This window comes from Streptomyces sp. NPDC001393 (assembly GCF_053597455.1).
The window spans coordinates 600,986-626,654 of the sequence record NZ_JBSFIH010000001.1; the positions used below are offsets into that span (position 1 = coordinate 600,986).

Annotated in this window: 22 protein-coding genes and 1 pseudogene; 16 read left to right on the top strand and 7 right to left on the bottom strand. The window is 72.3% G+C overall.

Annotated elements, in window-relative coordinates; translation table 11 throughout:
• Nucleotides 1-150: 150 nt before the first annotated feature.
• Nucleotides 151-1,197, top strand: coding sequence for an NlpC/P60 family protein (locus ACWC2T_RS02780; protein WP_450668655.1), 1,047 nt, complete (start codon nucleotides 151-153; stop codon nucleotides 1,195-1,197).
• A 169-nt stretch (nucleotides 1,198-1,366) separates the two neighbouring features.
• On the top strand, nucleotides 1,367-2,539 hold the full coding sequence (locus tag ACWC2T_RS02785) for a hypothetical protein (RefSeq protein WP_450668717.1): 1,173 nt from the start codon (nucleotides 1,367-1,369) through the stop codon (nucleotides 2,537-2,539).
• Between the two features lie 18 nt (nucleotides 2,540-2,557).
• Here ACWC2T_RS02785 and ACWC2T_RS02790 read toward each other — a convergent pair whose 3' ends face one another.
• Nucleotides 2,558-3,088: a PadR family transcriptional regulator gene (locus ACWC2T_RS02790; protein WP_450668656.1), complete on the bottom strand. Its 531-nt coding sequence runs from the start codon at nucleotides 3,086-3,088 to the stop codon at nucleotides 2,558-2,560.
• Between the two features lie 112 nt (nucleotides 3,089-3,200).
• Here ACWC2T_RS02790 and ACWC2T_RS02795 point away from each other — a divergent pair, with 112 nt between their 5' ends.
• Complete coding sequence (locus tag ACWC2T_RS02795) at nucleotides 3,201-4,523, top strand: MATE family efflux transporter (protein ID WP_450668657.1); 1,323 nt, start codon at nucleotides 3,201-3,203, stop codon at nucleotides 4,521-4,523.
• A 148-nt stretch (nucleotides 4,524-4,671) separates the two neighbouring features.
• Here the strand turns inward: ACWC2T_RS02795 and ACWC2T_RS02800 are convergent, their stop codons facing one another.
• Nucleotides 4,672-5,907: a glycosyltransferase 87 family protein gene (locus tag ACWC2T_RS02800; protein WP_450668658.1), complete on the bottom strand. Its 1,236-nt coding sequence runs from the start codon at nucleotides 5,905-5,907 to the stop codon at nucleotides 4,672-4,674.
• A gap of 117 nt (nucleotides 5,908-6,024) precedes the next feature.
• Here ACWC2T_RS02800 and ACWC2T_RS02805 point away from each other — a divergent pair, with 117 nt between their 5' ends.
• Together ACWC2T_RS02805 and ACWC2T_RS02810 are read left to right on the top strand one after the other, a co-directional pair.
• On the top strand, nucleotides 6,025-7,167 hold the full coding sequence (locus ACWC2T_RS02805; RefSeq protein WP_450668659.1) for a glycosyltransferase family 4 protein: 1,143 nt from the start codon (nucleotides 6,025-6,027) through the stop codon (nucleotides 7,165-7,167).
• 151 nt (nucleotides 7,168-7,318) lie between these two features.
• Nucleotides 7,319-8,940: pseudogene (locus ACWC2T_RS02810) on the top strand (GMC oxidoreductase).
• Between the two features lie 28 nt (nucleotides 8,941-8,968).
• Here the strand turns inward: ACWC2T_RS02810 and ACWC2T_RS02815 are convergent.
• Nucleotides 8,969-10,765, bottom strand: coding sequence for an AMP-dependent synthetase/ligase (locus ACWC2T_RS02815; protein ID WP_450668660.1), 1,797 nt, complete (start codon nucleotides 10,763-10,765; stop codon nucleotides 8,969-8,971).
• A 296-nt stretch (nucleotides 10,766-11,061) separates the two neighbouring features.
• Here ACWC2T_RS02815 and ACWC2T_RS02820 point away from each other — a divergent pair, with 296 nt between their 5' ends.
• The 6 genes from ACWC2T_RS02820 to ACWC2T_RS02845 all read left to right on the top strand — a co-directional run bounded on the left by ACWC2T_RS02820 (nucleotide 11,062) and on the right by ACWC2T_RS02845 (nucleotide 16,486).
• The gene (locus ACWC2T_RS02820; RefSeq protein WP_450668661.1) at nucleotides 11,062-11,874 is read left to right on the top strand and encodes a metallophosphoesterase family protein; all 813 of its coding nucleotides are present in this window, start codon (nucleotides 11,062-11,064) and stop codon (nucleotides 11,872-11,874) included.
• Between the two features lie 121 nt (nucleotides 11,875-11,995).
• The gene (locus ACWC2T_RS02825) at nucleotides 11,996-12,436 is read left to right on the top strand and encodes an SRPBCC family protein (RefSeq protein ID WP_450668662.1); all 441 of its coding nucleotides are present in this window, start codon (nucleotides 11,996-11,998) and stop codon (nucleotides 12,434-12,436) included.
• A 431-nt stretch (nucleotides 12,437-12,867) separates the two neighbouring features.
• On the top strand, nucleotides 12,868-14,043 hold the full coding sequence (locus tag ACWC2T_RS02830; protein ID WP_450668663.1) for an ArsA family ATPase: 1,176 nt from the start codon (nucleotides 12,868-12,870) through the stop codon (nucleotides 14,041-14,043).
• A gap of 60 nt (nucleotides 14,044-14,103) precedes the next feature.
• Complete coding sequence (locus ACWC2T_RS02835) at nucleotides 14,104-14,622, top strand: DUF5304 domain-containing protein (protein WP_450668664.1); 519 nt, start codon at nucleotides 14,104-14,106, stop codon at nucleotides 14,620-14,622.
• A 67-nt stretch (nucleotides 14,623-14,689) separates the two neighbouring features.
• Nucleotides 14,690-15,643, top strand: a complete 954-nt coding sequence (locus tag ACWC2T_RS02840) for an ROK family glucokinase (RefSeq protein WP_055705252.1) — start codon at nucleotides 14,690-14,692, stop codon at nucleotides 15,641-15,643.
• 87 nt (nucleotides 15,644-15,730) lie between these two features.
• Nucleotides 15,731-16,486, top strand: a complete 756-nt coding sequence (locus ACWC2T_RS02845; RefSeq protein ID WP_450668665.1) for an endonuclease/exonuclease/phosphatase family protein — start codon at nucleotides 15,731-15,733, stop codon at nucleotides 16,484-16,486.
• 259 nt (nucleotides 16,487-16,745) lie between these two features.
• Here ACWC2T_RS02845 and ACWC2T_RS02850 read toward each other — a convergent pair whose 3' ends face one another.
• Together ACWC2T_RS02850 and ACWC2T_RS02855 are read right to left on the bottom strand one after the other, a co-directional pair.
• Nucleotides 16,746-17,309: a hypothetical protein gene (locus tag ACWC2T_RS02850; protein ID WP_450668666.1), complete on the bottom strand. Its 564-nt coding sequence runs from the start codon at nucleotides 17,307-17,309 to the stop codon at nucleotides 16,746-16,748.
• Nucleotides 17,302-18,081: an alpha/beta hydrolase gene (locus ACWC2T_RS02855; RefSeq protein WP_450668667.1), complete on the bottom strand. Its 780-nt coding sequence runs from the start codon at nucleotides 18,079-18,081 to the stop codon at nucleotides 17,302-17,304. The genes ACWC2T_RS02850 and ACWC2T_RS02855 overlap by 8 nt, the downstream gene beginning before the upstream one ends.
• A 187-nt stretch (nucleotides 18,082-18,268) precedes the next feature.
• Between ACWC2T_RS02855 and ACWC2T_RS02860 the strand changes: the two genes are divergently transcribed.
• From ACWC2T_RS02860 to ACWC2T_RS02875, 4 genes are all read left to right on the top strand, one after another.
• Nucleotides 18,269-18,997: a lysophospholipid acyltransferase family protein gene (locus ACWC2T_RS02860; RefSeq protein ID WP_450668718.1), complete on the top strand. Its 729-nt coding sequence runs from the start codon at nucleotides 18,269-18,271 to the stop codon at nucleotides 18,995-18,997.
• Between the two features lie 34 nt (nucleotides 18,998-19,031).
• Nucleotides 19,032-20,237 (top strand): MacS family sensor histidine kinase, encoded by a 1,206-nt coding sequence (macS, locus tag ACWC2T_RS02865; protein WP_450668668.1) that lies wholly within the window; start codon nucleotides 19,032-19,034, stop codon nucleotides 20,235-20,237.
• Nucleotides 20,234-20,911, top strand: a complete 678-nt coding sequence (locus tag ACWC2T_RS02870; protein WP_450668669.1) for a response regulator — start codon at nucleotides 20,234-20,236, stop codon at nucleotides 20,909-20,911. Before macS ends, ACWC2T_RS02870 begins: the two co-directional genes overlap by 4 nt.
• Before the next feature lie 111 nt (nucleotides 20,912-21,022).
• The gene (locus tag ACWC2T_RS02875; RefSeq protein ID WP_450668670.1) at nucleotides 21,023-22,051 is read left to right on the top strand and encodes a 6-phosphofructokinase; all 1,029 of its coding nucleotides are present in this window, start codon (nucleotides 21,023-21,025) and stop codon (nucleotides 22,049-22,051) included.
• Nucleotides 22,052-22,067: 16 nt separating this feature from the next.
• Here ACWC2T_RS02875 and ACWC2T_RS02880 read toward each other — a convergent pair whose 3' ends face one another.
• Both ACWC2T_RS02880 and ACWC2T_RS02885 read right to left on the bottom strand, forming a co-directional pair.
• Nucleotides 22,068-23,924 (bottom strand): anthranilate synthase family protein, encoded by a 1,857-nt coding sequence (locus tag ACWC2T_RS02880; protein WP_450668671.1) that lies wholly within the window; start codon nucleotides 23,922-23,924, stop codon nucleotides 22,068-22,070.
• A 93-nt stretch (nucleotides 23,925-24,017) separates the two neighbouring features.
• Entirely contained in the window at nucleotides 24,018-24,086 is a 69-nt protein-coding gene (locus ACWC2T_RS02885) for a trp operon leader peptide (protein ID WP_450668719.1), read from the bottom strand.
• 107 nt (nucleotides 24,087-24,193) lie between these two features.
• On the opposite strand from ACWC2T_RS02885, the gene ACWC2T_RS02890 reads away from it, so the two are divergent.
• Nucleotides 24,194-25,546, top strand: coding sequence for a class II 3-deoxy-7-phosphoheptulonate synthase (locus ACWC2T_RS02890; RefSeq protein ID WP_450668672.1), 1,353 nt, complete (start codon nucleotides 24,194-24,196; stop codon nucleotides 25,544-25,546).
• Nucleotides 25,547-25,669 lie beyond the last annotated feature (123 nt).

Sequence of the window (25,669 nt, forward strand, 5' to 3'; positions counted from 1 at the left end):
CAGCGGCGGGGCGTCACCGTATGTTGCCGCCACGGCCGTTGGTCCGGCCCCTCCCGTACGGCTACTGTCTGCCGCGTTTCCCCGGCGCCGGGGCCTCCCCGTCCCCAGGCGCCGGGGAAGCAGTCTCTGTCCGCCAGCAGAAGGACTGCCGTGGGGTCTCATCGCCGCCTTGCCTCCTCCGGATTCGACCGGGGCGCCGCCGCCCTGTGTGTCCTGTCGGCCGCGGCCGCCGCGCTCGGCGCCGTACCGGCACAGGCCGCTCCGCACGACGACTCCCGGGCCGAGGTGGACCGGCTCTACCAGGAGGCCGAGCAGGCGACCCAGGCCTACGACAAGGCCCAGGAGCGGGAGGACACGCTGCGCCGCGAGGTGCGTGAGGCCCAGGACCTCATCGCCCGGCAGCAGCAGCACGTCAACACCCTGCGTGAGGCGCTGGGTTCGCTGGCCGGCGCGCAGTACCGCGCGGGCGGCATCGACCCGGCCGTGGCGCTGCTCTTCTCCGACGACCCCGACGACTATCTCGACAAGGCGTCCACCCTCGACCGCATCACCAGCCAACAGGCCGGACAGCTACGGGAGTTGCAGCTGGCGATGCGGGAGCTCGCGCAGGAGCGCTCCGTGGCGGCCGGGAAGCTCGCCGAGCTGGAGAGCAGCCGCAAGGCCGTGGTCGTGCACAAGCGCACCGTGGTGCAGAAGCTCGCCAAGGCCCGGCGGCTGCTCAACGCGCTCCCGGTCGCCGAACGCGACGTCTTCAGCAGGGCCTCGCGCTCCGACGGCGACGGCCGCCTCGATCTGTCCGACCTCACCGGCCTCATCGCCCCCGGCACCTCGGATGCCCCCGACGCGCCCGACGCCCGCGCCGCCGCCGCGGTGGCCGCCGCCCGTTCCGCCCTCGGCCGGCCCTATGTGTGGGGCGCCAGCGGCCCCTCCGGCTTCGACTGTTCGGGGCTGATGCAATGGTCGTACCAGCACGCCGGGGTCCAGCTGCCCCGTACCTCGCAGGAGCAGCGCTTCGCCGGCCGGCAGATCCCGCTCTCCGAGGCCCGCCCCGGCGACCTGGTCATCTACCGCTCCGACGCCAGCCACGTGGGGATGTACGTCGGCAACGGCCAGGTCATCCACGCGCCCTATCCGGGCGCGGCGGTGCGCTACGACCCGGTCGGGATGATGCCGGTCTCCTCGGTCACCCGGCCCTGAACGCGGCGCTCGCCGTTACGATCGGCAAGTGGGCAAGCGCTCCGCCGGCTGGGCAGCGACTCCGGAAGTGCCACGACGTGCCGCCGTTCGGCTGCGGCGCCGTCGTGGCCGGGCGCGCGCCCGCGGCGGAAACCGCAGCTTCGGCCCGGCCCCGCGCCTCTTCGGGGCGCTGTCGCGCGCGGCCGTCGCCGGGCTCTGTCTGCTGCCCCTGGCCGGCTGCGGCGGCACGCCGGGCGACCCCGTCCGCACCCAGGTCCAGCATCTGCTCGACCGGCGCTCGGCCGCGCTCCTCTGTCACGACGAGACGGCGTACGGGGCGACGGGCACCCGCACGGAGTACACCCGGCTGCGCGCCCTGCCGCTGGCCTCCTGGGCCTACCGGGTCACCGCCGTGCACCGCACCGCCACCGGCGCCACCGCCGACGCCGACCTGAGCTATCGCGTCGCCGGGTACGACAGGGCCCCCGTCGACGCCCGCCGCACCCTCACCCTCGGGCGGACCGCCGACGGCGCGTGGTACGTCACCGCCGACCGACCCGCCGGGAACGACGGGCAGCAGCTGTGGGACCAGGGCCCGGTGACCGCCGTCAAGGGCGCGCACAGCCTGGTCCTGGGCACCGGCCGGACGGCCGCCGAGCTGCGCGGATACGCGGCGCTGGCCGACCGCGCCGTACCGGCCGTCTCCCGGGCCTGGGGCACCGACTGGGCCCGCCATGTCGTCGTCCTCGTCCCGCGGTCCCTCCAGGGCATGGCGGGACTGCTGGGCTCGCCCGCCGCGAACTACCGGGGGATCGCCGCCGTCACCACCGGCGAGGCGGGGGGCTCGGGGAAGGCGCCGGCGGACCGGGTGGTCGTCAACCCGGAGGCGTACGCCATTCTGGGCGACCTCGGCAAGCAGGTGGTGCTCACCCACGAGACCACCCATGTCGCCACCCGCGCGCACACCACCGCCGCGACCCCGCTGTGGCTCTCCGAGGGCTACGCGGACTGGATCGGCTACCTCGGCACCGGCCGCACCCCCACCGAGGCCGCGCCGGAACTCACCCGCGCCGTCCAGGACGGCCACCCGCCCACCGCGCTCCCCACCGACGGGGACTTCGGCTTCACCAGCGACCCGGCCGAGCTCGCCCGGGCCTACGAGGGCGGCTGGCTGGCCTGCCGGATGATCGCCGACCACTGGGGCACGGCCCGGCTCGGCGCCTTCTACCGCGCCGTCGGCGACCGTCAGAGGCGGGCGGGCGCGGTCGAGGACGCGCTGAAGAAGGTGCTGGGCACCACACCGCAGGCGTTCACCGATCAGTGGCGGGCGTATGTGCGGGCGCAGCTGAGCCGGACCGAGTGAAATCCGTTCCTCTGTACGTCAGTTGGATGCGCTGAGGGTCTCGATGGCCTCGCGCAGCCAGGCCCGCTCCGCCTTCCCCGTGGCCCGGGCCACCCGCAGCATGCCCTCGCGGAACAGGTCCCCGGCCTCCTCCGCACGCACCGGCTCGCCCTGCCGGTAGAAGAAGCTCGCCGGAGCCTGGAGGAACTCCAGCCGGCGGCGCAGCACCGCGGCCTGCTCGGCGGGGTCGTCCAGGTGGCGCAGGAAGGCCAGGAGCGTGTTGAAACGGACGTGGTCGGTGATCTCCGCCTGCTTGGGCGCGCGCAGCCGTGCGAGCAGTTCCTCCCGGCCCTTTGCGGTCAGGGACAGCACGCGGCGCGGGGCGGCACTCGCGCCCTCCTCGGTGCGCTGGTCGAGCAGGCCGGCCGCGACGAGCCGGTTGATGGCCGGATAGAGCGCGCCGTCGCTGACCGGGCGGACATGACCGCTCAGCGCCTTGATGCGCTCCTTCAGCTCGTAGCCGTGCAGCGGTTCCTCGGCGAGAAAGCCCAGGATCGACAACTCCAGCACGCGGTTTCCTCCTTGCTTCCTCCTTGCGGCGGCCTCGCGAGCCATGCTAGCTCTTATCGAGCTACCTCTAAACGAGGTAGCTCGATTCGGGGATTTTGAGGAGCGTCCGTCCGTGAACGCCCACCGCAAACAGCTCATAGCCCTCGCCCACCCCGTCTACCTCTCCCTGCTCGCCTCGGTCGCCTCCGGGATCATCAACACCGTCTGGGTCTCCCGGCTCGGTGGTGCGGCCGTCGCCGCCGTGGCCGTCGCCACCAACACCGAGAACGTGCTGCTCGGCGTCGCGCTGGTCTTCGCCTCCGGTACGACCGTGCTGGTGGCGCACGCCAGAGGCGCCCGGGACCCGGCCGCCGTACGCGTCGCCGTGCGCGGTGGAGGGGCCCTGTGCGCGCTCGTGACGCCCGTGGTCGCGGTCGGCGGCCTGCTGCTGCGCGGGCCGCTGGCCGGTCTGGTCCTCGGCGACGGCGACGGCGCGGCCCGCGGCCTGGCCACCGCCTACTTCGCGATCTCCCTGCCGGGCATGACCGTCTTCTTCGCCCAGCAACTCGTCGACGGCATCCTCAAGGGCACCGGCGACACGCGCACGCCGATGCGCCTCGCCCTGCTCGCCAACAGCCTGATCCTGCTGTGCGACCCCGTCCTGATCCACCTCTACGGCGTCCGGGGCGCCGCCGCCTCCACCGTGCTGTGCCGCGGCGTGGCCCTCGCCGCGGGCCTGCGCGCCCTGCGCCGGGGCGCCCTGCTGCGGACGGCGGCCCAGGTTCCGCCCGCCGAACCGGTGCGCGCCGCCCTGCGCCGTACCCTCACCACCGGCCTGCCCATGTCCGCCGACTTCACCGTGCGCCAGAGCGGAGCCCTGGTGCTGGTGGCGATCGTGGCCCGGCTCGGGGTGACGGCGGTGGCCGCCTACGCCATCGCCTACAAGGTCATGTACGTCGCCACCATGGCCTTCTACGCGGTACGGCAGGCCGCCGCGATCCACACCGCGCACACCCGGGGCGCGGGCGCGGACGCGCGGCGGGACATCGGCCGGCAGGCGGTGCTGGTCTCCGCTGCCCTGGGCCTGACCGCCTCCGCCGTGCTCGCCGCGACGGCCCCCTGGATCATGGCCGCCTTCGGCGCCGGCCCCGAAGTGGCCCGCCAGGGCGCGCTGTTCCTGCGCTGCGTCGGCCCGTATCTGCTGCTGATGGCCTGCTTCATCGCGCTCGGCGGGGTCTTCGAGGGCAGCGGCGGAGCACCGGCGCTGCTCCGGGTCACCCTGCTCGGCACGGCCGTCCAGCTGCCCCTGGCGTACGCCCTCGGCGGCCTCGGCCTGCCCGGCGTCTGCCTGGCACTGGCCCTCGCGATGAGCGTGCAGTGCGCGGCCGTGGCAGCGCTGCTCCGAAGGTCCGACCACTGCGAGAGGCCCGGGACGCCCTTGGCCCGCGTCGGCTGAGCCGGGAGGGGACGAGGGTTGCGTTGCCAGGGCGGCTGCGAACCGGTGGGGCGGGGCCAGGGGGGCCGGCGGCCGGGGGCGCGCCGGACATTGTGGTCCGGGGGTTGCCGTGGGGCGGGCGTTGTCTCCCCGGAGCGCGCCGGCCGGGTCAGGAGGAGACCTGGGTGTGGCGTGACCGGGACGGCTGCGAGGGCAGGGGGGTGGCGGGGGCCGGGGGCACGGTCGAGCGCCACAGGCGGCGGGCGGCCGTGAGTGAGGCCGCGACCAGCAGGCCGTTGCGCACCAGCAGCAGGAGGACGCCGTACCGGTCGCTCAACACCACGTGCAGGAAGCCGAGCGGGAACTCCAGGACCGTCACGAAGGACGCGGCGGCCACCATCAGCGCGGGCGCCCCCATCCGGCTCGCCCGGTACGACACACAGACCGCGGCCAGGCCGATCAGCCACACCAGGTACTGCGGGCTGATCACCCGGCTGGTGACCGTGAACAGCAGCACCGCGGTGAAGGCCGCCTCCGCGAGCGTGTGCGGCCCCCTGTGGCTCGCGCGCAGCCGCCACAGCAGCAGCCAGCCGAACGCGGCCCCGGTCAGCCCCAGCGCCGCCGTGCTGACCGCGTTCACGTACGGCCCGAGGAACTCGATCGACCCGTAGTTCAGCAGCACCTGGCCCTGCCAGCCGAAGTGCCGGGCCACATGGAAGACCAGGGCGCCCAGCGACTCCACCTCGGTGCCCCGGTTCCGCTGGAAGGTCAGGAAGGCGAAGGCCCCCGGCATGGTCACCGAGAACAGCGCCGCCAGCGCGGACGCGGTCACCGCCGCCGACCACCACGCCCGCCGCCGCACGGCACCGACCAGCAGCAGCGCCGGCCACACCTTCAGCAGCGCCCCGAACGCGGTCAGCGCGCCCATCACCCGCGGATGCCGGGCCCCGGCGAGCAGCGCCGCCACGGCCACCGCGGTCACCATCACGTCGTAGCGGGCGTACACCGTGGGCCCGAGCAGCGGCGCGCTCGCCACCCACACCCAGGCCCCGCGCAGCGAGCGGCCGGGGCGCCGGCTCGAGTACAGCAGCAGCGCCAGGACCACCACGTCGGCGAGGAACGCCAGCACGAAGAAGGCGTGCGCGTACGACAGGAAGGGCAGGGCGGCGGGGGCGAGCACCGGCAGCGCGGCGGCCGGGGGGTACTGCCAGGTCACGTCGTCCAGCGGAAACGTGCCCTGGCGCAGCACCTCGTACCAGCCCCGGTAGATCACCGACACGTCGGAGGTGACGTCCGGGCCCGGGAACAGGTACACCTGGAAGACGAACAGCAGCAGCACCACACGGGTGACGCCCCAGGTCGCGAGCAGCCATGCCAGGGACCGCCCGGCGCCTTTCGTCTCCACGTGCTCCCCTGCCGTTCGATTCCGGTCGCGCCACCATGATGTCGTGCCTGTCTGTGTGCATGCCACAGACTCGGCCGTACGCGGCTCCGGACGGCCGATTCGGTAGGGTCGGCGGCGATGCACAAGACCCTGATCGTGACCAACGACTTCCCGCCCCGGCCGGGCGGCATCCAGGCCTTCCTGCACAACATGGCCCTCCGCCTGGACCCCGGCCGGCTGGTCGTCTACGCCTCCACCTGGAAGCGCGGCCGGGAGGGGGTTCAGGCCACGGCCGCCTTCGACGCCGAGCAGCCCTTCACCGTCGTACGCGACCGTACGACCATGCTGCTGCCGACCCCGCGGGCGACCCGGCGGGCGGTCGGGCTGCTGCGCGAGCACGGGTGCACCTCGGTGTGGTTCGGGGCGGCGGCGCCGCTGGGTCTGATGGCCCCGGCCCTGCGCAGGGCGGGCGCCGAGCGACTGGTGGCCACCACCCACGGCCACGAGGCCGGCTGGGCCCAGCTGCCCGCCGCCCGGCACCTGCTGCGCCGGATCGGGGAGTCGACGGACACGATCACCTATCTGGGTGAGTACACCCGGTCGAGGATCGCCACCGCGCTGACGCCCGCGGCGGCGGGCCGCATGGTCCAGCTGCCGCCCGGCGTCGACGAGAAGACCTTCCACCCCGGCTCCGGCGGCGACGAGATCCGCGCCCGCCTCGGCCTCACCGACCGCCCGGTCGTCGTCTGCGTCTCCCGCCTGGTCCCGCGCAAGGGCCAGGACACCCTCATCCAGGCCATGCCCCGCATCCTCGCCGCAGAGCCCGACACCGTCCTGCTCGTCGTCGGCGGGGGGCCGTACGAGCAGGACCTGCGCCGCATGGCCGCCGAGACCGGGGTCGGCGACTCCGTCCGCTTCACCGGCGCCGTCCCCTGGTCCGAGCTGCCGGCCCACTACGGCGCCGGCGACGTCTTCGCCATGCCCTGCCGAACCCGGCGCGGCGGCCTGGACGTGGAGGGCCTGGGCATCGTCTACCTGGAGGCGTCGGCGACGGGCCTGCCGGTGGTGGCGGGCGACTCGGGCGGCGCACCGGACGCAGTCCTGGACGGGGAGACCGGCTGGGTGGTCAAGGGCGGCGAGCCCGCGGAGGCCGCAGACCGGATCGTGGCACTGCTGGGCGACCCCGAGCTGCGCCGCAGGATGGGCGAGCGAGGCCGCCAGTGGGTCGAGGAGAGGTGGCGCTGGGACCTGCTGGCGGAGACGTTGAAAACACTGCTGTAGTGCAGCGCCCCGTAAGGGGCGCGGGGAACTGCGCGAGCAACCACGAAGCACCCGCACTCGCCGACGCATCGCACCCAGCACCCCGGAAGGCGCCCTTTCCCTTGGCGGAACCGAAAAATCCGCCGATGCTGCGCCCATGACAGCAAACCTGATGAGACGTCAGCTGACGAGACGTCACATACTCGGTATGGCCGCACTGCAGACCGTGCCACCCTCGGCTTCACCCGCATCGGACTCCAGTCGGCCCGAGCCGCCGAGCCCGACGCAGTCGAAAACGCCCCGGCGATCGTCATCGGCTCCGGCTACGGCGGCGCCGTGGCCGCCCTCCGCCTCGGCCAGGCCGGCATCCGCACCCTCGTCCTCGAAATGGGCCGGCTCTGGAACACCGCCGGCCCCGACGGCAGGATCTTCTGCTCCACCGCCGCCCCCGACCAGCGCTCCATGTGGTTCCGCACCCGCACCGAGGCCCCCCTCGCCACCTTCCTCTGGCTCGACGTGGTCAACAAGGACATCAGCCCCTATCCCGGCGCCCTGGACCGCGTCCACTACGACAACATGTCCGTCTACGTCGGCCGCGGCGTCGGCGGTGGCTCCCTCGTCAACGGCGGGATGGCGGTCACGCCCCTCAAGTCGTACTTCGCCGAGCAGTTCCCGACCGTGGACGCCGACGAAATGTACGGCACCTACTACCCCCGCGCCCGCGCCATGCTCGGCGTCAACACGATCGACCCCGCCTGGTTCGAGTCCACCGAGTGGTACCGGTTCACCCGCACCTCCCGGAAGGCCGCCGGCAACGCGGGCCTGAAGACCACCTTCGTGCCCAACGTCTACGACTTCGGCTACATGCAGCAGGAGGCCGCCGGCACGGCCGCGAAGTCCGCCCTCGCCGGCGAGGTCATCTACGGCAACAACCACGGCAAGCGCAGCCTCGACAAGACCTATCTGGCCGCCGCCCTCGGCACCGGCAACGTCACCCTCCACACCCTGGAGAAGGTGACGTCGGTCGGCAGGGCGGGCGACGGGTCGTACGTCCTGACCGCCGACCGGATCGACACCACCGGAACGGTCGTGGAGACCAAGCAGTACACCTGCACCTATCTGTTCCTCGGCGGCGGCAGCCTCGGCACCAGCGAACTCCTGGTCCGCGCCCGCGACACCGGCACCCTGCCCGACCTGAACTCCGCCGTGGGCGCGGGCTGGGGCACCAACGGCAACACCATGCTCGGCCGCGCCAACCACGTCTGGGACACCGTGGGCGCCGACGAGGCCACCATGCCGGTCATGGGCATCGACGACTGGGCCAACGCCGACAACCCCGTCTTCGCCGAGATCGCCCCGCTGCCCATGGGGTTCGAGCACTGGATCAGCCTCTACCTGGCGATCACCAAGAACCCCGAACGGGCCTCCTTCACCTACGACTCCGCCTCCCGGGCGGTGAAGCTCGGCTGGAGCGCCGCCCAGAGCGCGGTGTCGGTGAGCATGGCCAAGAAGCTGTTCGACCGGATCAACCTGGCCAACGCGACCATCTACCGCTACGACCTGTTCGGCTCGACGAGCAAGGTCTTCGCGGACGACTTCACGTACCACCCGCTCGGGGGCTGCGTCCTCGGCCGGGCCACCGACGACTACGGCCGGGTGAAGGGGTACGACCGGCTGTACGTCACCGACGGCTCGCTCGTGCCCGGCAACATCGGTGTGAACCCCTTCGTCACCATCACCGCGCTCGCCGAACGCACGATGGCGCGGGTCCTCGCCGAGGACACCGCGCCATGACGCACCGTCAGGACAGCGAAAGGAGGCCCTACTTGGCGTAGATCGCCTCGATCTCGTCCGCGAAGTCCTTCGCCACCACGTTCCGCTTGAGCTTCAGCGACGGGGTGAGGTGGCCCGACTCCTCCGTGAACTGGGAGGACAGAATGCGGAACTTCCGCACCGATTCCGCCTTCGACACCGCGGCGTTGCCGTCGTCGACGGCCGCCTGGATCGCCGCGTTCAGATCCGGGTCGTCCTTCAGCGACACCGCGGTGGCACCCGCCGGCTTGCCGTGCTCGGCGGCCCAGCGGCCCAGGAACTCCTCGTCGATGGTGACCAGCGCGCCCACGAACGGCCGCCCGTCGCCCACCACCATGCACTCCGCGACCAGCGCGTGCGCCCGGATCCGGTCCTCGATCACCGCCGGCGCCACGTTCTTGCCGCCGGCCGTGACGATGATCTCCTTCTTGCGGCCGGTGATCCTGAGGTAGCCGTCCTCGTCCAGGGTGCCGATGTCACCGGTGTGGAACCAGCCGTCGGCCAGCGCCTCCGCCGTCGCGCCCGGGTTGTTCCAGTACTCCTTGAACAGGTGCTCGCCGTGCAGCAGCACCTCGCCGTCGTCCGCTATCCGGATCACCGAGCCGGGCAGCGGCTGACCGACGGTGCCGATCTTCTGCCGGTCCCAGGGGTTGAAGGCCGTGGCCGCGCAGGACTCGGTCAGGCCGTAGCCCTCCAGCACCGTGAAGCCGATGCCCCGGAAGAAGTGACCGAGCCGCTCGCCGAGCGGCGCGCCGCCGGAGATGGCGTACTCGCCCCGGCCGCCGAGGACCGCGCGCAGCTTGCTGTAGACCAGCTTGTCGAAGACCCTGTGCTTGATCTTCAGACCGAACGCCGGGCCGGACGGGCTGTCCAGCGCCTTGCTGTAGGCGATCGCGGTGTCCGCCGCCTTGTCGAAGATCGCGCCCTTGCCGTCCGCCTGCGCCTTGGCGCGCGCCGAGTTGTAGACCTTCTCGAAGACCCGCGGGACGCCCAGGACCAGCGTCGGCCGGAAGGCGGCCAGCTCGTCGGTGAGGTGCTTGATGTCCGGGACACAGCCCAGCTTGATCGGCGCCATCATCGGCGCGATCTGCACCAGCCGGCCGAAGACGTGTGCCAGCGGCAGGAAGAGCAGGACCGAACACTCGCCGGTGCGGAACAGCGGGCGCAGGCGCTCCACGATGTTGCCGCACTCGGCGAAGAAGCTGCGGTGGGTGAGCACACAGCCCTTGGGGCGGCCGGTCGTACCGCTCGTGTACACGATGGTCGCCGGGTCGTCGGCCTTGGCGAGCGAGCTGCGCTCCTCCACCGTCTCGGCGGAGACGTCCTGCCCGAGCCGCCCGAGCTCCTCCACGCCGCCGGCCTCGATCTGCCAGACGTGCTTGAGGGCGGGCAGCGACTCGCGCACCGACTCCACGGCCGCGGCGTGGCCCGGCAGCTCCACGACGCAGGCGGTGGCGCCCGAGTCGGACAGGATCCACTGGACCTGCTCCGGCGAGCTGGTCTCGTACACCGGCACGGTGACCGCGCCCGCGCTCCAGATCGCGAAGTCGAGCAGGGTCCACTCGTAACGGGTGCGGGACATCAGACCCACCCGGTCGCCCGGCTGGACCCCGGCGGCGATGAGACCCTTGGCGGCGGTGTGCACCTCGGCCAGGAACTCCCGGGCCGTCACGTCCTGCCAGGCACCGCCGACCTTGCGGGCTATGACGGCTACGTCGGGATGCTGCGCGGCGTTTCTGCGGACGATGTCGGTCAGATTGCCGTCCGCAGGGACCTCGTACAAAGCCGGAAGGCTGAACTCGCGCAAGACTGCTGCTCCTCATAGGGCGCCGGCGCCACGACACTGTGTGATGCGACGGTGCGGTCCAAGGCTCGGGCAGGTGCTCGGGAATCCAGCTGTTGAAATCCAGAGCACGACTGGACTGCCCGGACGTTACCCGCCGGTATGGCGTTCCCGACAGGGGGTTCGGGCGAGATGTTCGCTGCGTCACACACGTTGGCGTTCCTTCGCGCACAGTAGTCCACGGCTGAACCGACCGGCCAGTAACCGCAGGCCGGACCGACACTGTTCACGCACACCGCACACGCCTACGCTTGATCGCCATGGCACCCACACCCTCCGGTAACCGAAACGCCGGACATCGCAGGACGCGCGTCCACGTGGTCAGCGACGTGCACGGCAACGCCCGGGACCTGGCCCGGGCCGGCGAGGGTGCCGACGCCCTGATCTGCCTGGGCGACCTGGTCCTGTTCCTCGACTACGCCGACCACTCGCGCGGCATCTTCCCGGACCTGTTCGGCAGGGAGAACGCCGACCGCATCGTCGAGCTGCGCACCGCCCGGCGCTTCGAGGAGGCCCGGGAGTTCGGCGCCCGGCTGTGGGCCGGCATCGGCACGGACCGGGCCGCGGCCATCGAGAAGGCGGTGCGCAAGCAGTACGCCGAGCTGTTCGCCGCCTTCCCGACACCTACGTACGCCACCTACGGCAACGTCGACATGCCGCCGCTGTGGAAGGAGTACGCCCATCCCGGGACCACCGTGCTCGACGGCCAGCGGGTGGAGATCGGCGGCTGGACGTTCGGGTTCGTCGGGGGCGGCCTGAAGACGCCCATGCGGACGCCGTACGAGCTCGACGACGAGGAGTACGCGGCCAAGATCGAGGCGGTCGGCGAGGTCGACGTGCTGTGCACGCACATCCCGCCGGAGGTGCCCGAGCTGGTGTACGACACCGTCGCCCGCCGCTTCGAACGCGGCAGCCGCGCCCTGCTGGCCGCGATCCGCCGCACGAAGCCCCGCTACTCGCTCTTCGGCCATGTCCATCAGCCCCTCGCGCGCCGCATGCGGATCGGCGCGACCGAGTGCGTGAACGTGGGGCACTTCGCCGGGACGGGCCGCCCCTGGGCGCTCGAATGGTGATCCGCCGGTGGCCGGGGGACATCGGGTGAAGGCGGCAGGTGGGCGGCGCGGTAGCCTTCACGCTGCACACACGTGCGCACGACGACCTCTGTACCGGCCCGCATCTGGAGGAGCCACGGCGATGGCGGAACACACCAGCTCGAGCATCACCATCGAGGCGGCACCGGCCGACGTCATGGGGGTGATCGCCGACTTCGCGCGCTACCCGGACTGGACGGGTGAGGTGAAGGAGGCGGAGGTCCTCAAGACCGACGACCAGGGCCGTGCCGAGCAGGTCCGGCTCGTCATGGACGCCGGCGCGATCAAGGACGACCAGACCCTCGCCTACACCTGGACCGGCGACAACGAGGTCTCCTGGACCCTGGTCAAGTCCCAGATGCTCCGCTCCCTGGACGGCTCGTACATCCTCAAGCCCACCGGCCCCGGCGCCACGGAGGTCACCTACCTCCTCACCGTCGACGTCAAGATCCCCATGCTCGGCATGATCAAGCGCAAGGCGGAAAAGGTCATCATCGACCGAGCCCTGGCAGGCCTGAAGAAGAGGGTGGAGTCAGCCGACTAGCCCCACGAGGGGCAGGACGCACGGGGGTACCCCAGGCGGCACCCCACCAGCGCCGGGCTGCGCGGCCCACCCCCGTCCGGCCCCAGCTCCGGGCCCGGACCGACACCGCTGCCCGAGGGGTTGTCCAAGCTCCCGTTCCTGGCGCCGCCCGATGCCGCTGCCCGAGGAGCCGTCCGAGCACAGCTCCGGGTGCCGCCTGACACGGCTGCTCCGGGTGCCGCCCGCCACCCCTGCCGGGGCGCTGCCCAATTCCCCCGCTCCGGCGGTCCGATACCGCTGCCTGAGGTGCCGTCCAAGCTCCCGCTCCGGGTGCCGCCCGACACCACTGCCCGACGGGCCGTCCCATCCCCCCGCTCGGGCGCCGTCCCATCCCCGCGCTCCTGGCGCCGCCCGACACCCCCCGCTCCCGCCCTCCGTTACCGTTCAGCCTCATGCGCACCATCCTGATCACGGGCCCGGGCGGCAGCGGTCGTACCACCGTTGCTGCTGCCACCGCACAGCGCGCCGCAGGCGCCGGCGTTCGCACGCTGGTGCTGAGTGCCGACCGCACCGACGGTCTCGGCGTCGCGCTGGGTTCCGCGACGGGACCGGTACCGCAGGAGACCGCGGCGAACCTCAGTACCTGGCGTCCTGACGCGGTCGCCCGGTTCCGTGAGGACCTCACCGCCTTCCAGTGCCGCGCAGCGGGCGTCCTCGACCTGCTCGGCGCCGCACGGCTGGACGCCGAGGAGGTCACCCCGCTGCCCGGCGCCGAGGAGCTGTCCTTCCTGCGGGCCGTCCGGGACGCGGCGCTGTCCGAGCGCTATGACCTGCTCGTCGTGGACCTCCCGCCCCTCCCGCAGGCCCTCGCCCTGCTCGGCCTCCCCGAGGAGCTGCGCCGCTATCTGCGCCGCCTGCTCCCGCCCGAGCGGCAGGCGGCCCGCGCCCTGCGCCCGGTCCTCGGCCGGCTGGCCGGCGTGCCGATGCCGTCCGACTGGCTGTACGAGACGGCCGCCCGCTGGGACGTCGAACTCGCCGCCGTCGAGGCCGTCCTCACCGACCGGAACACCGCCGTACGCCTGGTCGCCGAACCCGGCCCGGCCGGCGCCGACGCCGTACGGGCCGCCGGCCTCGGACTCGCCCTGCGCGGCCTGCGCACCGAGGCCCTGATCGCCAACCGCACCCTGCCCGAGACCACCCCGGACAGCTGGCTCGCCTCCCTCCTCGCCCAGCAGCGCAAGACGCTCGCCGACTGGCAGGAGCAGCCGTACGCCGTCCACCGCGTCCCGCACCTCGGCCGCGACCCGCGCGGCGCCGACGACCTCACCGCCCTCGCCGTACCGGCCGTCAACCCTGCGCCCGCCCCGGTCGAGTGGCCCGTCACCGACCGGATCGCCCAGGACGGCGTGCTGGTCTGGCACATCCCGCTGCCCGGCGCGATACGGGACGAGCTGGATCTGATCCGGCGCGGCGACGAGCTCGTGATCACCGTGGGCCCGTTCCGGCGGATCGTCCCGCTGCCCTCCGCCCTGCGCCGCTGCACCGTCGCCGGCGCCGCACTGCGCGAGGGCGAGCTGCGCGTCCGCTTCGCCCCGGACCCCGACCTGTGGCCGGCAACCGGACGATGATGATCCGGGTACGCCCGTTCGGGTAACGTCGTAAAGGCGAACCGTAGTCAGGAGTCCGCCATGACCGAAGAGCGTCCCGCATCCGACTCGTACGAGGAACCCGACTCGCACGAGGGATATGAGGAACAGAGGCGGGCGACCGACGCCGACGCCTGGGCCACGGCCTGCGCCGAGGACCTCGCCGCCGAGAAGGCCCGCCGCCGCGCCGAGTACGGCCCGCAGCCGGGCTCGGCCGCGGAGGAACTGAAGAAACTCGTGGACACGGTGGCCGACAAGCTGTCCGGCCTCCAGTCACCGCTCCTCGACAGCCTCGCCGGACCCGCGGCCCAGCAGGTGGTGCGCCAGGTCGTCCAGCAGGCCAAGGCCGCCGTCGAGCCCGTCATAGACCGCAACCCGGAGGTCTTCGACCACCTGGCGGCGGCCGGCGGCGAACTGCTGGCCGCCTACCGCTCCGCCGTCCAGGCCCAGGAGCGCCGCTGGACCGCACGCACCGCCGACGACCTGACCCGTGAGGGGCAGGACGACCGGCGGGACCGGGGCGAGGGCACCGGTCCGGGGGAGCGGATCGACCTGGACTGAAGCGCTTTCCCGGCAGGGCCTCGGGTACGGTTGGCCGTAGCGGGGCTCGACCGAAACTGAGGGATTCATGGGACTCACCATCGGCGTCGACATCGGCGGCACCAAGATCGCGGCCGGCGTGGTCGACGAGGAAGGCAACATCCTCTCGACCTTCAAGGTGCCGACCCCCACCACGCCCGAGGCCATCGTGGACGCCATCGCCTCGGCGGTGGAGGGTGCGCGCGCCGGGCACGAGATCGTCGGCGTGGGCATCGGTGCGGCCGGTTACGTCAACCGGCAGCGCTCGACGGTGTACTTCGCGCCGAACATCGACTGGCGCCAGGAGCCGCTGAAGGAGAAGGTCGAGGCCCGCGTGGGCCTCCCGGTCGTGGTCGAGAACGACGCCAACGCCGCCGCCTGGGGCGAGTACAAGTTCGGCGCCGGCAAGGGCCACCGCAACGTCATCTGCATCACGCTCGGCACCGGCCTCGGCGGCGGCATCATCATCGGCAACAAGCTGCGCCGCGGCCACTTCGGCGTGGCCGCGGAGTTCGGTCACATCCGGATGGTCCCGGACGGCCTGCTGTGCGGCTGCGGCTCGCAGGGCTGCTGGGAGCAGTACGCCTCCGGCCGCGCGCTCGTCAGATACGCCAAGCAGCGCGCCAACGCCACCCCCGAGAACGCCGAGATCCTGCTCGGCCTCGGTGACGGCACCCCCGACGGCATCGAGGGCAAGCACATCTCCATGGCCGCCCGCCAGGGTGACCCGGTGGCCGTCGACTCCTACCGCGAGCTGGCCCGCTGGGCCGGCGCGGGCCTCGCCGACCTGGCCTCCCTGTTCGACCCGTCCGCGTTCATCGTCGGCGGCGGCCTCTCGGACGAGGGCGAGCTGGTCCTCGACCCGATCCGCAAGTCCTACAAGCGCTGGCTGGTCGGCGGCAACTGGCGCCCGGTGGCCGACGTGATCGCCGCCCAGCTCGGCAACAAGGCGGGCCTGGTGGGCGCGGCGGACCTGGCCCGGGAGCCCGACCCGATCATGTGAGACGTCGTACGACAGTGCCCGCCCGTCCGGTCCCGGGACGGGCGGGCATCGTCGTATGCCGGTCGGTATCGTCGTATGTTGACCGGCATGGCGACCAGCAGGCTGCTTCCCAACTCCCGTACCGAGTCCGACGGTTCCGCGGTCATCCGCGTCCTGAGCTACAACATCCGCTCGATGCGCGACGACACCGACGCCCTGGCCAGGATCATCACCGCCTGCGCCCCCGACCTGGTCCTGATCCAGGAAGCCCCCCGCTTCTTCCGCTGGCGCAAGAAGCTGGCCCGGCTGGCGGCGGCCTCCGGACAGGTCGTCCTCACCGGCGGCGCCACCGCGGCCGGCCCGGCGATCCTCTGCTCGCTCCGGGCCACCGTCGAGCGCACGGAGGACGTCCTCCTCCCGCTCACCCCCGGACTCCACCGGCGCGGCTTCGCCACGGCCGTGGTCCGGGTCGGCGGGGCCCGGCTGGGCGTGATCAGCTGTCATCTGAGCCTGGATGACAAGGAGCGGTACGAGCAGGGCGGCATGCTCCTTGAGCGCCTCGCTGGACTCGGCGTCGACCACGCCGTCGCCGGCGGCGACCTCAACGAAGGCCCCGGCGGCCCCACTTTCGGGCTGCTCTCCGCGAGTCTCCAGGACTGCCGCGCCGCTGCCCCCTGGGGCGGCGAGACCACCTGGCCGCACAGTGACCCCCCGCAGCGCATCGACGCCGTCTTCGCGACCAAGGGCATCGAGGTGCTCGGCTGCGGGGTCCCGCTGGACCAACCGGGAGTCACTCGGGCCGACTTGACCGCGGCGACGGACCATCTCCCGGTCCTCGCCGCCCTGCGCGTACCGGTGGCATGAGCTCTGTAGGAACCTAGTGCCCCAACAGGCAACGTTCGCCCCGTCGCGACGCCCGGCACGCTCCCCCACTGCCTTAAGGGCGTGGGAGGTGCCCCACTCGCCGCACCGGGCACAAGCCCAAGTACATCCAGTACGAGGACTTGCACCCGGCACTCCCCCAGCCTTCGGCCGGGGGGGACCCCCAGAGCACGCACCGGACGCCGCTCCTTGACGGGCAAACGTTGCCTGCCGGGGCACTAGCCCGGGCGTCCCCTCGCCCTCAGACCACCGCGCCCCGGCCCGGGTCGTCGTCCCCCTCGTCGTCCGTGCGCATCCGCATCACCAGCGTGGCGAAGCCGCCGAGGAAGCCGCCGATGCCGAGGGTCGTCAGCCACCAGGTCATGTCCCAGCCGAGCAGCACCGCCAGGAGAAGGAGAACCGGCCCGCCCACGACGCCCAGCCAGGCGAATTTCGCGGTGGTGTCGGCGGTCGGCAGCGGCGGCGGCTCCGGCGGGACGAAGTGGCCCTCGTCGTCCTCGTCGAAGTCGTCCTCGGAGGGCTCGGGCGGGGTGTGGTCGCGCGGCCCGACACCGGGCGCGAAGGAGACCGAGCTGCCCAGCGGCCGGACCGGCGCCTTGTCGGTGTCGCTCTCGGCGCCCTGCTCCGGCTCCGGCAGCGCCAGATCCTCCACCGGCTTGAAGGGCCGGGCGCCCGGTGGGTCCGGCGGCTCCTCGCCGTACCCGGCGACGATGGCCCGCCAGGCGGCGTCCTCGTCGAAGGGCACCTTCTGCTCGTCCGGCTCGCGGCCGTCGCGGCCTTCGCGGTCGGACTCGTGCTCAGCCACCTGTGGCCGTCCCTTCCTTGCCGAGACTGGGTGCGAGGCGGCCCATGAAGCCGAGGCTCTCCTCGAAGATCCGGTCCGCATCCTGGTCCAACGTCGCCACGTGGTAGCTGTGTTCCAGCACGATCTCCGTCACGTCCGTGGACGACACCCGGCTCAGCACCCGGGCCGAGTCGGCCGCCGGGACGACATGGTCCTGGGCGCTGCGCAGCAGCAGCAACGGCTGGGTGACCTGGGGCAGCTCGCCGTCCAGCCGGCGCAGGAACACCCGCAGCGAGTGCGCCGCGTGCAGCGGCACCCGGTCGTAGCCCAGCTCGGCGGCGCCCTCCTTGGCGATGTCGCTGGCGATGCCCTTCGTCGTCCGCACGAGATGCCGGGCCACCGGAAGGGCGTACGCCGACAGGCCGTGCACCTTGTTCGCCGGGTTGACGACCACCGCGCCCGCGACCCGCTCGCCGTGCCGGGCCGCCAGCCTCAGCGCCAGTGCGCCGCCCATCGACAGGCCGGCGACGAACACCTGCGAGCAGCGCTCGGTGAGGACGCGCAGCTCGCGGTCCACCTCCGCGTACCAGTCCTGCCAGCCGGTGACCTGCATGTCCTCCCAGCGGGTGCCATGGCCGGGCAGCAGGGGCAGCGACACGGTCAGGCCGTGCGCCGCGTGGTGCTCCGCCCAGGGGCGCAGCGACTGGGGCGAGCCGGTGAAACCGTGGCAGAGGAGGACCCCCACCTCCCCGCCCTCGTGGCGGTACGGCTCGGCTCCGGGGAGGACCGGCACCTTCGACGCTCCTGTTCCTGACGAGAGCCCCACCGGTGACCGGTGGCGGCGTGAGGGAAACGTGCGGATGTGCTTCACCGTACGCGACCGCACCGACACCGACCAGGGTCGTCGGGGCCTTTGACGTTCCTGACGGGTTAAGGTCTGTTCGACGGATACAGGAGGCACGCGGGTGTTGTACGGCACGATGAAGGTCGCCATCGGGGGGCCGCTGAAGGTCGCCTTCAGGCCCTGGGTGGAGGGCCTGGAGAACATACCGGCCTCAGGTCCCGCCATCCTGGCGAGCAATCACCTGTCCTTCTCGGACTCGTTCTTCCTGCCCGCGGTCCTGGACCGCAAGGTCACCTTCATCGCGAAGGCCGAGTACTTCACCACCCCCGGTGTGAAGGGCCGGCTCACCGCCGCCTTCTTCAAGGGCGTCGGACAGCTCCCGGTGGACCGCTCCGGGGCGCGCGGCGCCGGCGAGGCCGCGATCAAGAGCGGCATAGAGGTGCTGGAGCGCGGCGAGCTGTTCGGCATCTACCCCGAGGGCACCCGCTCGCCCGACGGGCGGCTCTACCGGGGCAAGCCGGGCGGCCTCGCGCGCGTGGCGCTCGCCACCGGCGCTCCGGTCATCCCCGTGGCGATGATCGACACCGAGAAGATCCAGCCGCCCGGCAAGGTGATGCCGAAGCTGATGCGGCCCGGCATCCGCATCGGCAAGCCGCTGGACTTCAGCCGCTACCACGGCATGGAGCACGACCGCTTCGTCCTGCGCGCCCTGACCGACGAGGTCATGTACGAGATCATGAAGCTCTCCGGCCAGGAGTACGTCGACATGTACGCGACGGCCGCCAAGCGGCAGATCGCGGAGGCGGCGAAGGCCGCCAAGGAAGCGGAGAAGGCCAGGGAGGCCGAGAAGAAGGCCGAGGCCTGAGCAGGCCTGACGGAGGGCTCGGGGGACGGGGGACATGGCCAGGCGCGAGCGCGTGATGAGGATGTCGGTCGAGCTGCCGCTGTGGCGCGCGCTCACCGGCTACCGCGTGCTGACCATGCTGTACGCCATCGGCCTGGGCGCCACCCGGTACGGCCTCTACACGCGCCCCTGGGCGGCCGTCTGCTACTTCGCCGTCCTGGCCGTCTGGACCCCCGCCACCCTGCCGAGGGTGCGCAACGCGGCGAGCTGCACCAAGCGCTTCCTGGCTGTCGACCTGACCATCGCCCTCACCGGCGTCCTGATCACCCCGCTCGCCGACAGCCACCAGCGGATCGCGGGCGGCCCCACGCTGCCGTCGATATGGACCGCCGGCGCGGTGCTGGCCTTCGCGATCAAGGGCGGCTGGCGCTGGGCGGCCGTCGCCGCCACGCCGGTCGCGCTGGCCAACCTGGTCGAACGCGGCCATCCCGCCCGGGACACCGTGCACAGCCTGATCCTCCTCTGGGTGGCCTCCCTCGCCATCGGCTACGTCGTGGAGGTCGCCCGCGCCTCCGAGCGCACCCTCGCCCGTGCCCTGGAGATCGAGGCCGCCACCCGGGAGCGGGAGCGGCTGGCCCGGGACATCCACGACGGCGTGCTCCAGGTGCTGGCGATGGTGCAGCGGCGCGGCGCGGTCATCGGCGGCGAGGCGGCGGAGCTGGGGCGGCTCGCGGGGGAGCAGGAGGTGGCGCTGCGCACCCTGGTCTCCGGCGGTCTGCTGCCGGTTTCCCGGGTGTCGGAGGACGCGGCCGCGGGAGCCGTGGTACGCGCGGTGGAGGAGCCCGACGACGACGGACCGGTCGACCTGCGCGCCCTCCTGGCGCCCTACGCCGGGGCCCGGGTGAGCCTGGCCGAGCCCGGTGCGCCGGTCGGGCTGCCCCGGCCGGCCGCGCGGGAGCTGGCCGCCGCGGTCGGCGCCGCCCTGGACAACGTACGCAGGCACGCGGGCGAGCAGGCCCGGGCCTGGATCCTGGTCGAGGACGAGCCGGACGAGGTCGTCGTGACCGTCCGGGACGACGGCCCCGGCATCCCCGAGGGCCGGCTCGCCCAGGCCGAGGGGGAGGGCCGGCTCGGCGTGGCCCAGTCGATCCGGGGGCGGCTGCGGGACCTGGGCGGCAGCGCCGAACTGGTCTCCGTCCCCGGGCAGGGCACGGAAGTGGAACTGAAGGTACCGAAGAACGCGAAGGCGGGACGTCGATGAGCGAGCAGCAGGACCCGATCAAGGTCATGGTGGTGGACGACCACCCCATGTGGCGCGACGCGGTCGCCCGGGACCTGACCGAGTCCGGCTTCCACGTGGTCGCCACCGCCGGCGACGGCGAGCAGGCGGTCCGCCGCGCCAGGGCCGCCGTCCCCCACGTCCTCGTGCTGGACCTCAACCTGCCGGCCAAGCCCGGCGTCCAGGTGTGCAAGGAAGTCGTCGCCCACAACCCGGCGTTGCGCGTCCTCGTCCTCTCGGCGAGCGGTGAGCACGCCGACGTGCTGGAGGCGGTGAAGTCCGGCGCGACCGGCTATCTGCTGAAGTCGGCTTCCACCGAGGAGTTGGTGGACGCGGTGCGCCGTACCGCAGTCGGCGACCCGGTGTTCACGCCGGGCCTCGCCGGGCTCGTCCTCGGCGAGTACCGCCGCCTGGCCGCCGAGCCGGCGCCGGCTCCCGACACCGACGAGCCCGGCGCGCCCCGGCTGACGGACCGGGAGACGGAGGTGCTGCGGCTGGTCGCCAAGGGCCTGAGCTACAAGCAGATCGCCGAACGCCTCGTCATCTCCCACCGCACGGTGCAGAACCACGTCCAGAACACCCTCGGCAAGCTGCAGTTGCACAACAGGGTCGAGCTGGTGCGGTACGCCATCGAGTGCGGACTCGACGACGAGTAGGGCCCGCCGGGCGGCCGTACGCCTGAATCACCCTTCCCGCCTCTCCCGGTGTGACGCGAATCACCATTAGCGTGACTCTCTGTCAGGGAACCGCGGTGAAGGGACTTTTCCATGCGGGTCGGAGTACTGACCGGAGGCGGCGACTGCCCCGGGCTCAACGCCGTCATCCGGGGCATCGTCCGCAAGGGCGTGCAGGAGTACGGCTATGACTTCGTCGGCTTCCGGGACGGCTGGCGGGGTCCCCTCGAGGGCGACACCGTCCGTCTCGACATCCCCGCGGTGCGCGGCATCCTGCCCCGCGGCGGCACCATTCTGGGCTCCTCGCGCACCAACCCCCTCAAGGCGGAGAACGGCATCCGCCGGATCAAGGACAACCTGGCCAAGCTGGACGTCCAGGCCCTCGTCGCGATCGGCGGCGAGGACACCCTGGGCGTCGCCGCGCGGCTGTCCGACGAGTACGGGGTGCCCTGCGTCGGGGTGCCCAAGACCATCGACAACGACCTGTCGGCCACCGACTACACCTTCGGCTTCGACACCGCCGTCAACATCGCCACCGAGGCCATCGACCGGCTGCACACCACCGCCGAGTCCCATATGCGGGTCCTGGTCGTGGAGGTGATGGGCCGGCACGCCGGCTGGATCGCCCTGCACTCGGGCCTCGCCGGCGGCGCCAACGTCATCCTCATCCCCGAGCAGCGCTTCGACGTCGACCAGGTCTGCGCCTGGGTGACCTCCCGCTTCCGGGCGTCGTACGCGCCCATCGTGGTCGTCGCCGAGGGCGCCATGCCGAAGGACGGCGACATGGTGCTCAAGGACGGGTCGCTGGACTCCTTCGGGCATGTGCGCCTGTCCGGGGTCGGCGAGTGGCTGGCCAAGGAGATCGAGAGCCGCACCGGCAAGGAGGCCCGGACCACGGTCCTCGGCCATGTCCAGCGCGGCGGCACACCCAGTGCCTTCGACCGCTGGCTCGCCACCCGCTTCGGCCTGCACGCCATCGACTGCGTCCACGGCGGCGACTTCGGCACGATGGTCGCCCTGCGCGGCACCGACATCGTCCGCGTCCCGATCTCCGAGGCCACGGCCAGGCTGAAGACGGTGAACCCGAAGCTGTACGAGGAGGTCGGGGTGTTCTTCGGCTGACCGCGGCCCCGGACGGCTACACGGTCGTACGGCGCAGCCGGCCCACCAGTTCCCGTACGACCGTCGCCCCGTTCAGCGTCAGGATCGACTCCGGGTGGAACTGCACCCCGGCGAACCCCGGTCCGCGCAGCGCGTGCACCTCACCGTTCGCCGCCCGGCTCACCTCCACGCCGTGCGCGGCCAGTTCACGGGCCGCCTCCTCGTCGCAGTGGGCGACGAAGCTGTTGTAGAAGCCGACCGTCTCGGGGCGCCCGAACAGGTCGATCGTGGTCTGCGCCCCCTGGTGGGGGACCTCCTTGCGGACGATGTCCAGCCCCAGCTCGGCCGCGATCAGCTCGTGGCCCAGGCAGACACCCAGCACCCTGTGCCGGTGTTCCCGGATCACCGTGGCGGTCAGCTGGCGCAGGAAGCGCATCTTCGGGTCGGCCGGATCGGAAGGGTCGCCCGGCCCGGGGCCGAGCACCACCGGGCCCTCGTGCGCGAGCACGGCCGCCCGCAGTCCCGGCTCGTCGTACCGCCGGACGGTGACGTCCAGCCCGTTCGACCGCAACACGTGCGCGAGCATCGCCGTGAAGGTGTCCTCGCCGTCGACGACCAGGGCGTGGCCGGTGAGCTCCCGTGCCTGCTCCTGCATCCGCAGCCAGAACGGCGCGAGCGCGGCCCGCCGCCCGTCCAGCGCCGCCCGCACCCGCGGATCGTCGGCCAGCCGGGGCCGCTCCCGCTCCGCGCGCGGCCGGGACCGCCGTACCCCGAGGGCCGCCAGCACGCCCGCCGCCTTCGCGTGCGTCTCGGCGACCTCGCCCGCCGGGTCCGAGCCGCGCACCAGCGTCGCCCCGACCGGGACGCGCAGATGACCCTCGGCCGAGATGTCGGCGGTGCGGATCAGGATGGGGGAGTCCAGCGTCTGCGCGCCCCCGGAGTCCCGGCCCAGCAGCGCCAGCGCACCCGCGTAGTAGCCGCGCCCGCCCACCTCGTGGCGCTCGATCACCCGGCAGGCGTTCTGCACCGGCGAACCGGTCACCGTCGCCGCGAACATGGTCTCCTTCAGTACCTCCCGCACGTCCAGGGAGGACTTCCCGCGCAGCTCGTACTCGGTGTGCGCGAGGTGCGCCATCTCCTTCAGCCGCGGCCCGACGACCACCCCGCCCATGTCGCCGACGGTGCACATCATCTTCAGTTCCTCGTCGACCACCATCGACAGCTCCTCGATCTCCTTGCCGTCGGCGAGGAAGGAGAGCAGGTGCTCCGGGGTCGGGCCCTCGGCGGGATAGCGGTACGTCCCGCTGATCGGGTTCATGACGACCGTGCCGCTGGACATCCGGACGTGCACCTCGGGGCTCGCGCCCACCAGCGTGCGGTCCCCGGTGTGCACGACGAACGTCCAGTACGCGCCGCGCTCGCCCGCCAGCAGCCGCCGGAACAGCGCGAGCGCGTCGGCGCGGCCGAACCCCGGGATCCCGCCCTCGTACGTGCGCCGGATCACGAAGTTCGCGCCCTCGCCCCGGCCGATCTCCTCCGCCAGCACCCTCCCGACGATCTCGCCGTACTCCTCGTCGCCGACGTCGAAGCCGCCGCCCTCGACGCGCACGGCATGACCGGGCAGCTGCCGAAGGGCCTCGTCCAGCGGGAGCTCGTACGACTCCTCCGGGGTCAGCACCAGCAGCGGGGTGCCGTCGTCGCGGACGTCGAAGCCGCGCTCGCGGATCTGCCGGAACGGGACCAGCGCGAGCCCCTCGTCGGGCAGGTCGGCGAGCCGGTCGCGGCCGGTCACCGGGCCGATCAGCAGCTCCACGGGGTGCTCGTCGCGGCCCGGGGTGCGGCGGCGGAGCAGGGCGAAGGGGCGGTCGTCGTGCAGGAGCTGTGCCAGGTCCATGGGTCCTCTTCCGTCGATGTCGGTGAGGAACGACCCCGGACACACCGAAGGCCGCCCCTCGGGCGGCCTTCGCGAAGTCTTGCGTACGCGCAGTCAGTGGGCCGCCGGATGAGCGGTCCACCACCAGTCCTGGGTGCAGTTCTGGATCGAAAGCGCGAACATGGCAGGAACCCTACCGCACCCGTCCCCCTGTCCACAGGACAACCGTCGCGTCTCACCCTTCGAGCCAGAAGATGGGGCATGCGACACGACCCCGTAATGTTTACGAGGTGACCGTGAACGCTAAGACCAGCCCGAGCGCTGGCAACACCTGGCGAAACCTGCCCGCGGCGCAGCAGCCCGAGTACCCCGACCCCGAGGCTCTGCGCGCAGTGATCGCGGACCTCGAGTCGTATCCGCCGCTCGTCTTCGCGGGCGAGTGCGACCAGCTGCGCGCCCGGATGGCGGCCGTCGCCAAGGGAGAGGCGTTCCTCCTCCAGGGCGGCGACTGCGCCGAGGCCTTCGACGCGGTGTCCGCCGATCACATCCGCAACAAGCTGAAGACGCTGCTCCAGATGGGTGCCGTCCTCACCTACGCGGCCGCCGTGCCCGTGGTGAAGGTCGGCCGTATCGCCGGGCAGTACTCCAAGCCCCGCTCCAAGCCGACCGAGACCCGCGACGGGGTGACGCTGCCGACCTACCGGGGTGACTCGGTCAACGGCTTCGACTTCACCGAGGCCGCCCGCGTCCCGGACCCCGAGCGGCTCAAGCGCATGTACCACGCGTCGGCGTCCACGCTGAACCTGGTGCGCGCCTTCACCACCGGCGGTTACGCCGACCTGCGCCAGGTGCACGCCTGGAACCAGGACTTCGTGAAGACCTCGCCGTCGGGCCAGCGCTACGAGCAGCTCGCCCGGGAGATCGACAACGCGCTGAACTTCATGCGGGCCTGCGGCACGGACCCGGAGGAGTTCAAGACCGTCGAGCTGTACTCCTCGCACGAGGCGCTGCTGCTGGACTACGAGTCCGCCCTGACCCGGGTCGACTCGCGCACCGGCAAGCTGTACGACGTCTCCGCGCACATGGTGTGGATCGGTGAGCGCACCCGGCAGCTGGACCACGCGCACATCGAGTTCGCCTCGCAGATCCGCAACCCGATCGGCATCAAGCTCGGCCCGACGACGACGGCCGAGGAGGCGCTGCAGTACATCGACCGCCTCGATCCCGAGCGGGAGCCGGGCCGGCTGACCTTCATCGTCCGCATGGGCGCCGACAAGATCCGCGACCGGCTCCCCGAGCTGGTGGAGAAGGTCACGGCGTCCGGTGCGACGGTGGCCTGGGTGACCGACCCGATGCACGGCAACACCTTCGAGGCGGCCTCCGGGCACAAGACCCGCCGCTTCGACGACGTGCTCGACGAGGTCAAGGGCTTCTTCGAGGTGCACAAGGCGCTCGGCACCCACCCGGGCGGCATCCATGTGGAGCTGACCGGCGACGACGTCACCGAGTGCGTGGGCGGCGGCGACGAGATCTTCGTCGACGACCTGCATCAGCGCTACGAGACGGCCTGCGACCCGCGGCTGAACCGCAGCCAGTCGCTGGACCTGGCCTTCCTGGTGGCGGAGATGTACCGGGACCAGTAGTCCGGCAGGTCCGGTCGGGGCCTGTGGGCGATCTGGGGCGCGGATCACATCGGATCCGCGCCCCTCACCACTTTTGCGGATCCTGCGCGGCAGGTAAGGTTAGGTTTGCCTCACCGATCAAGG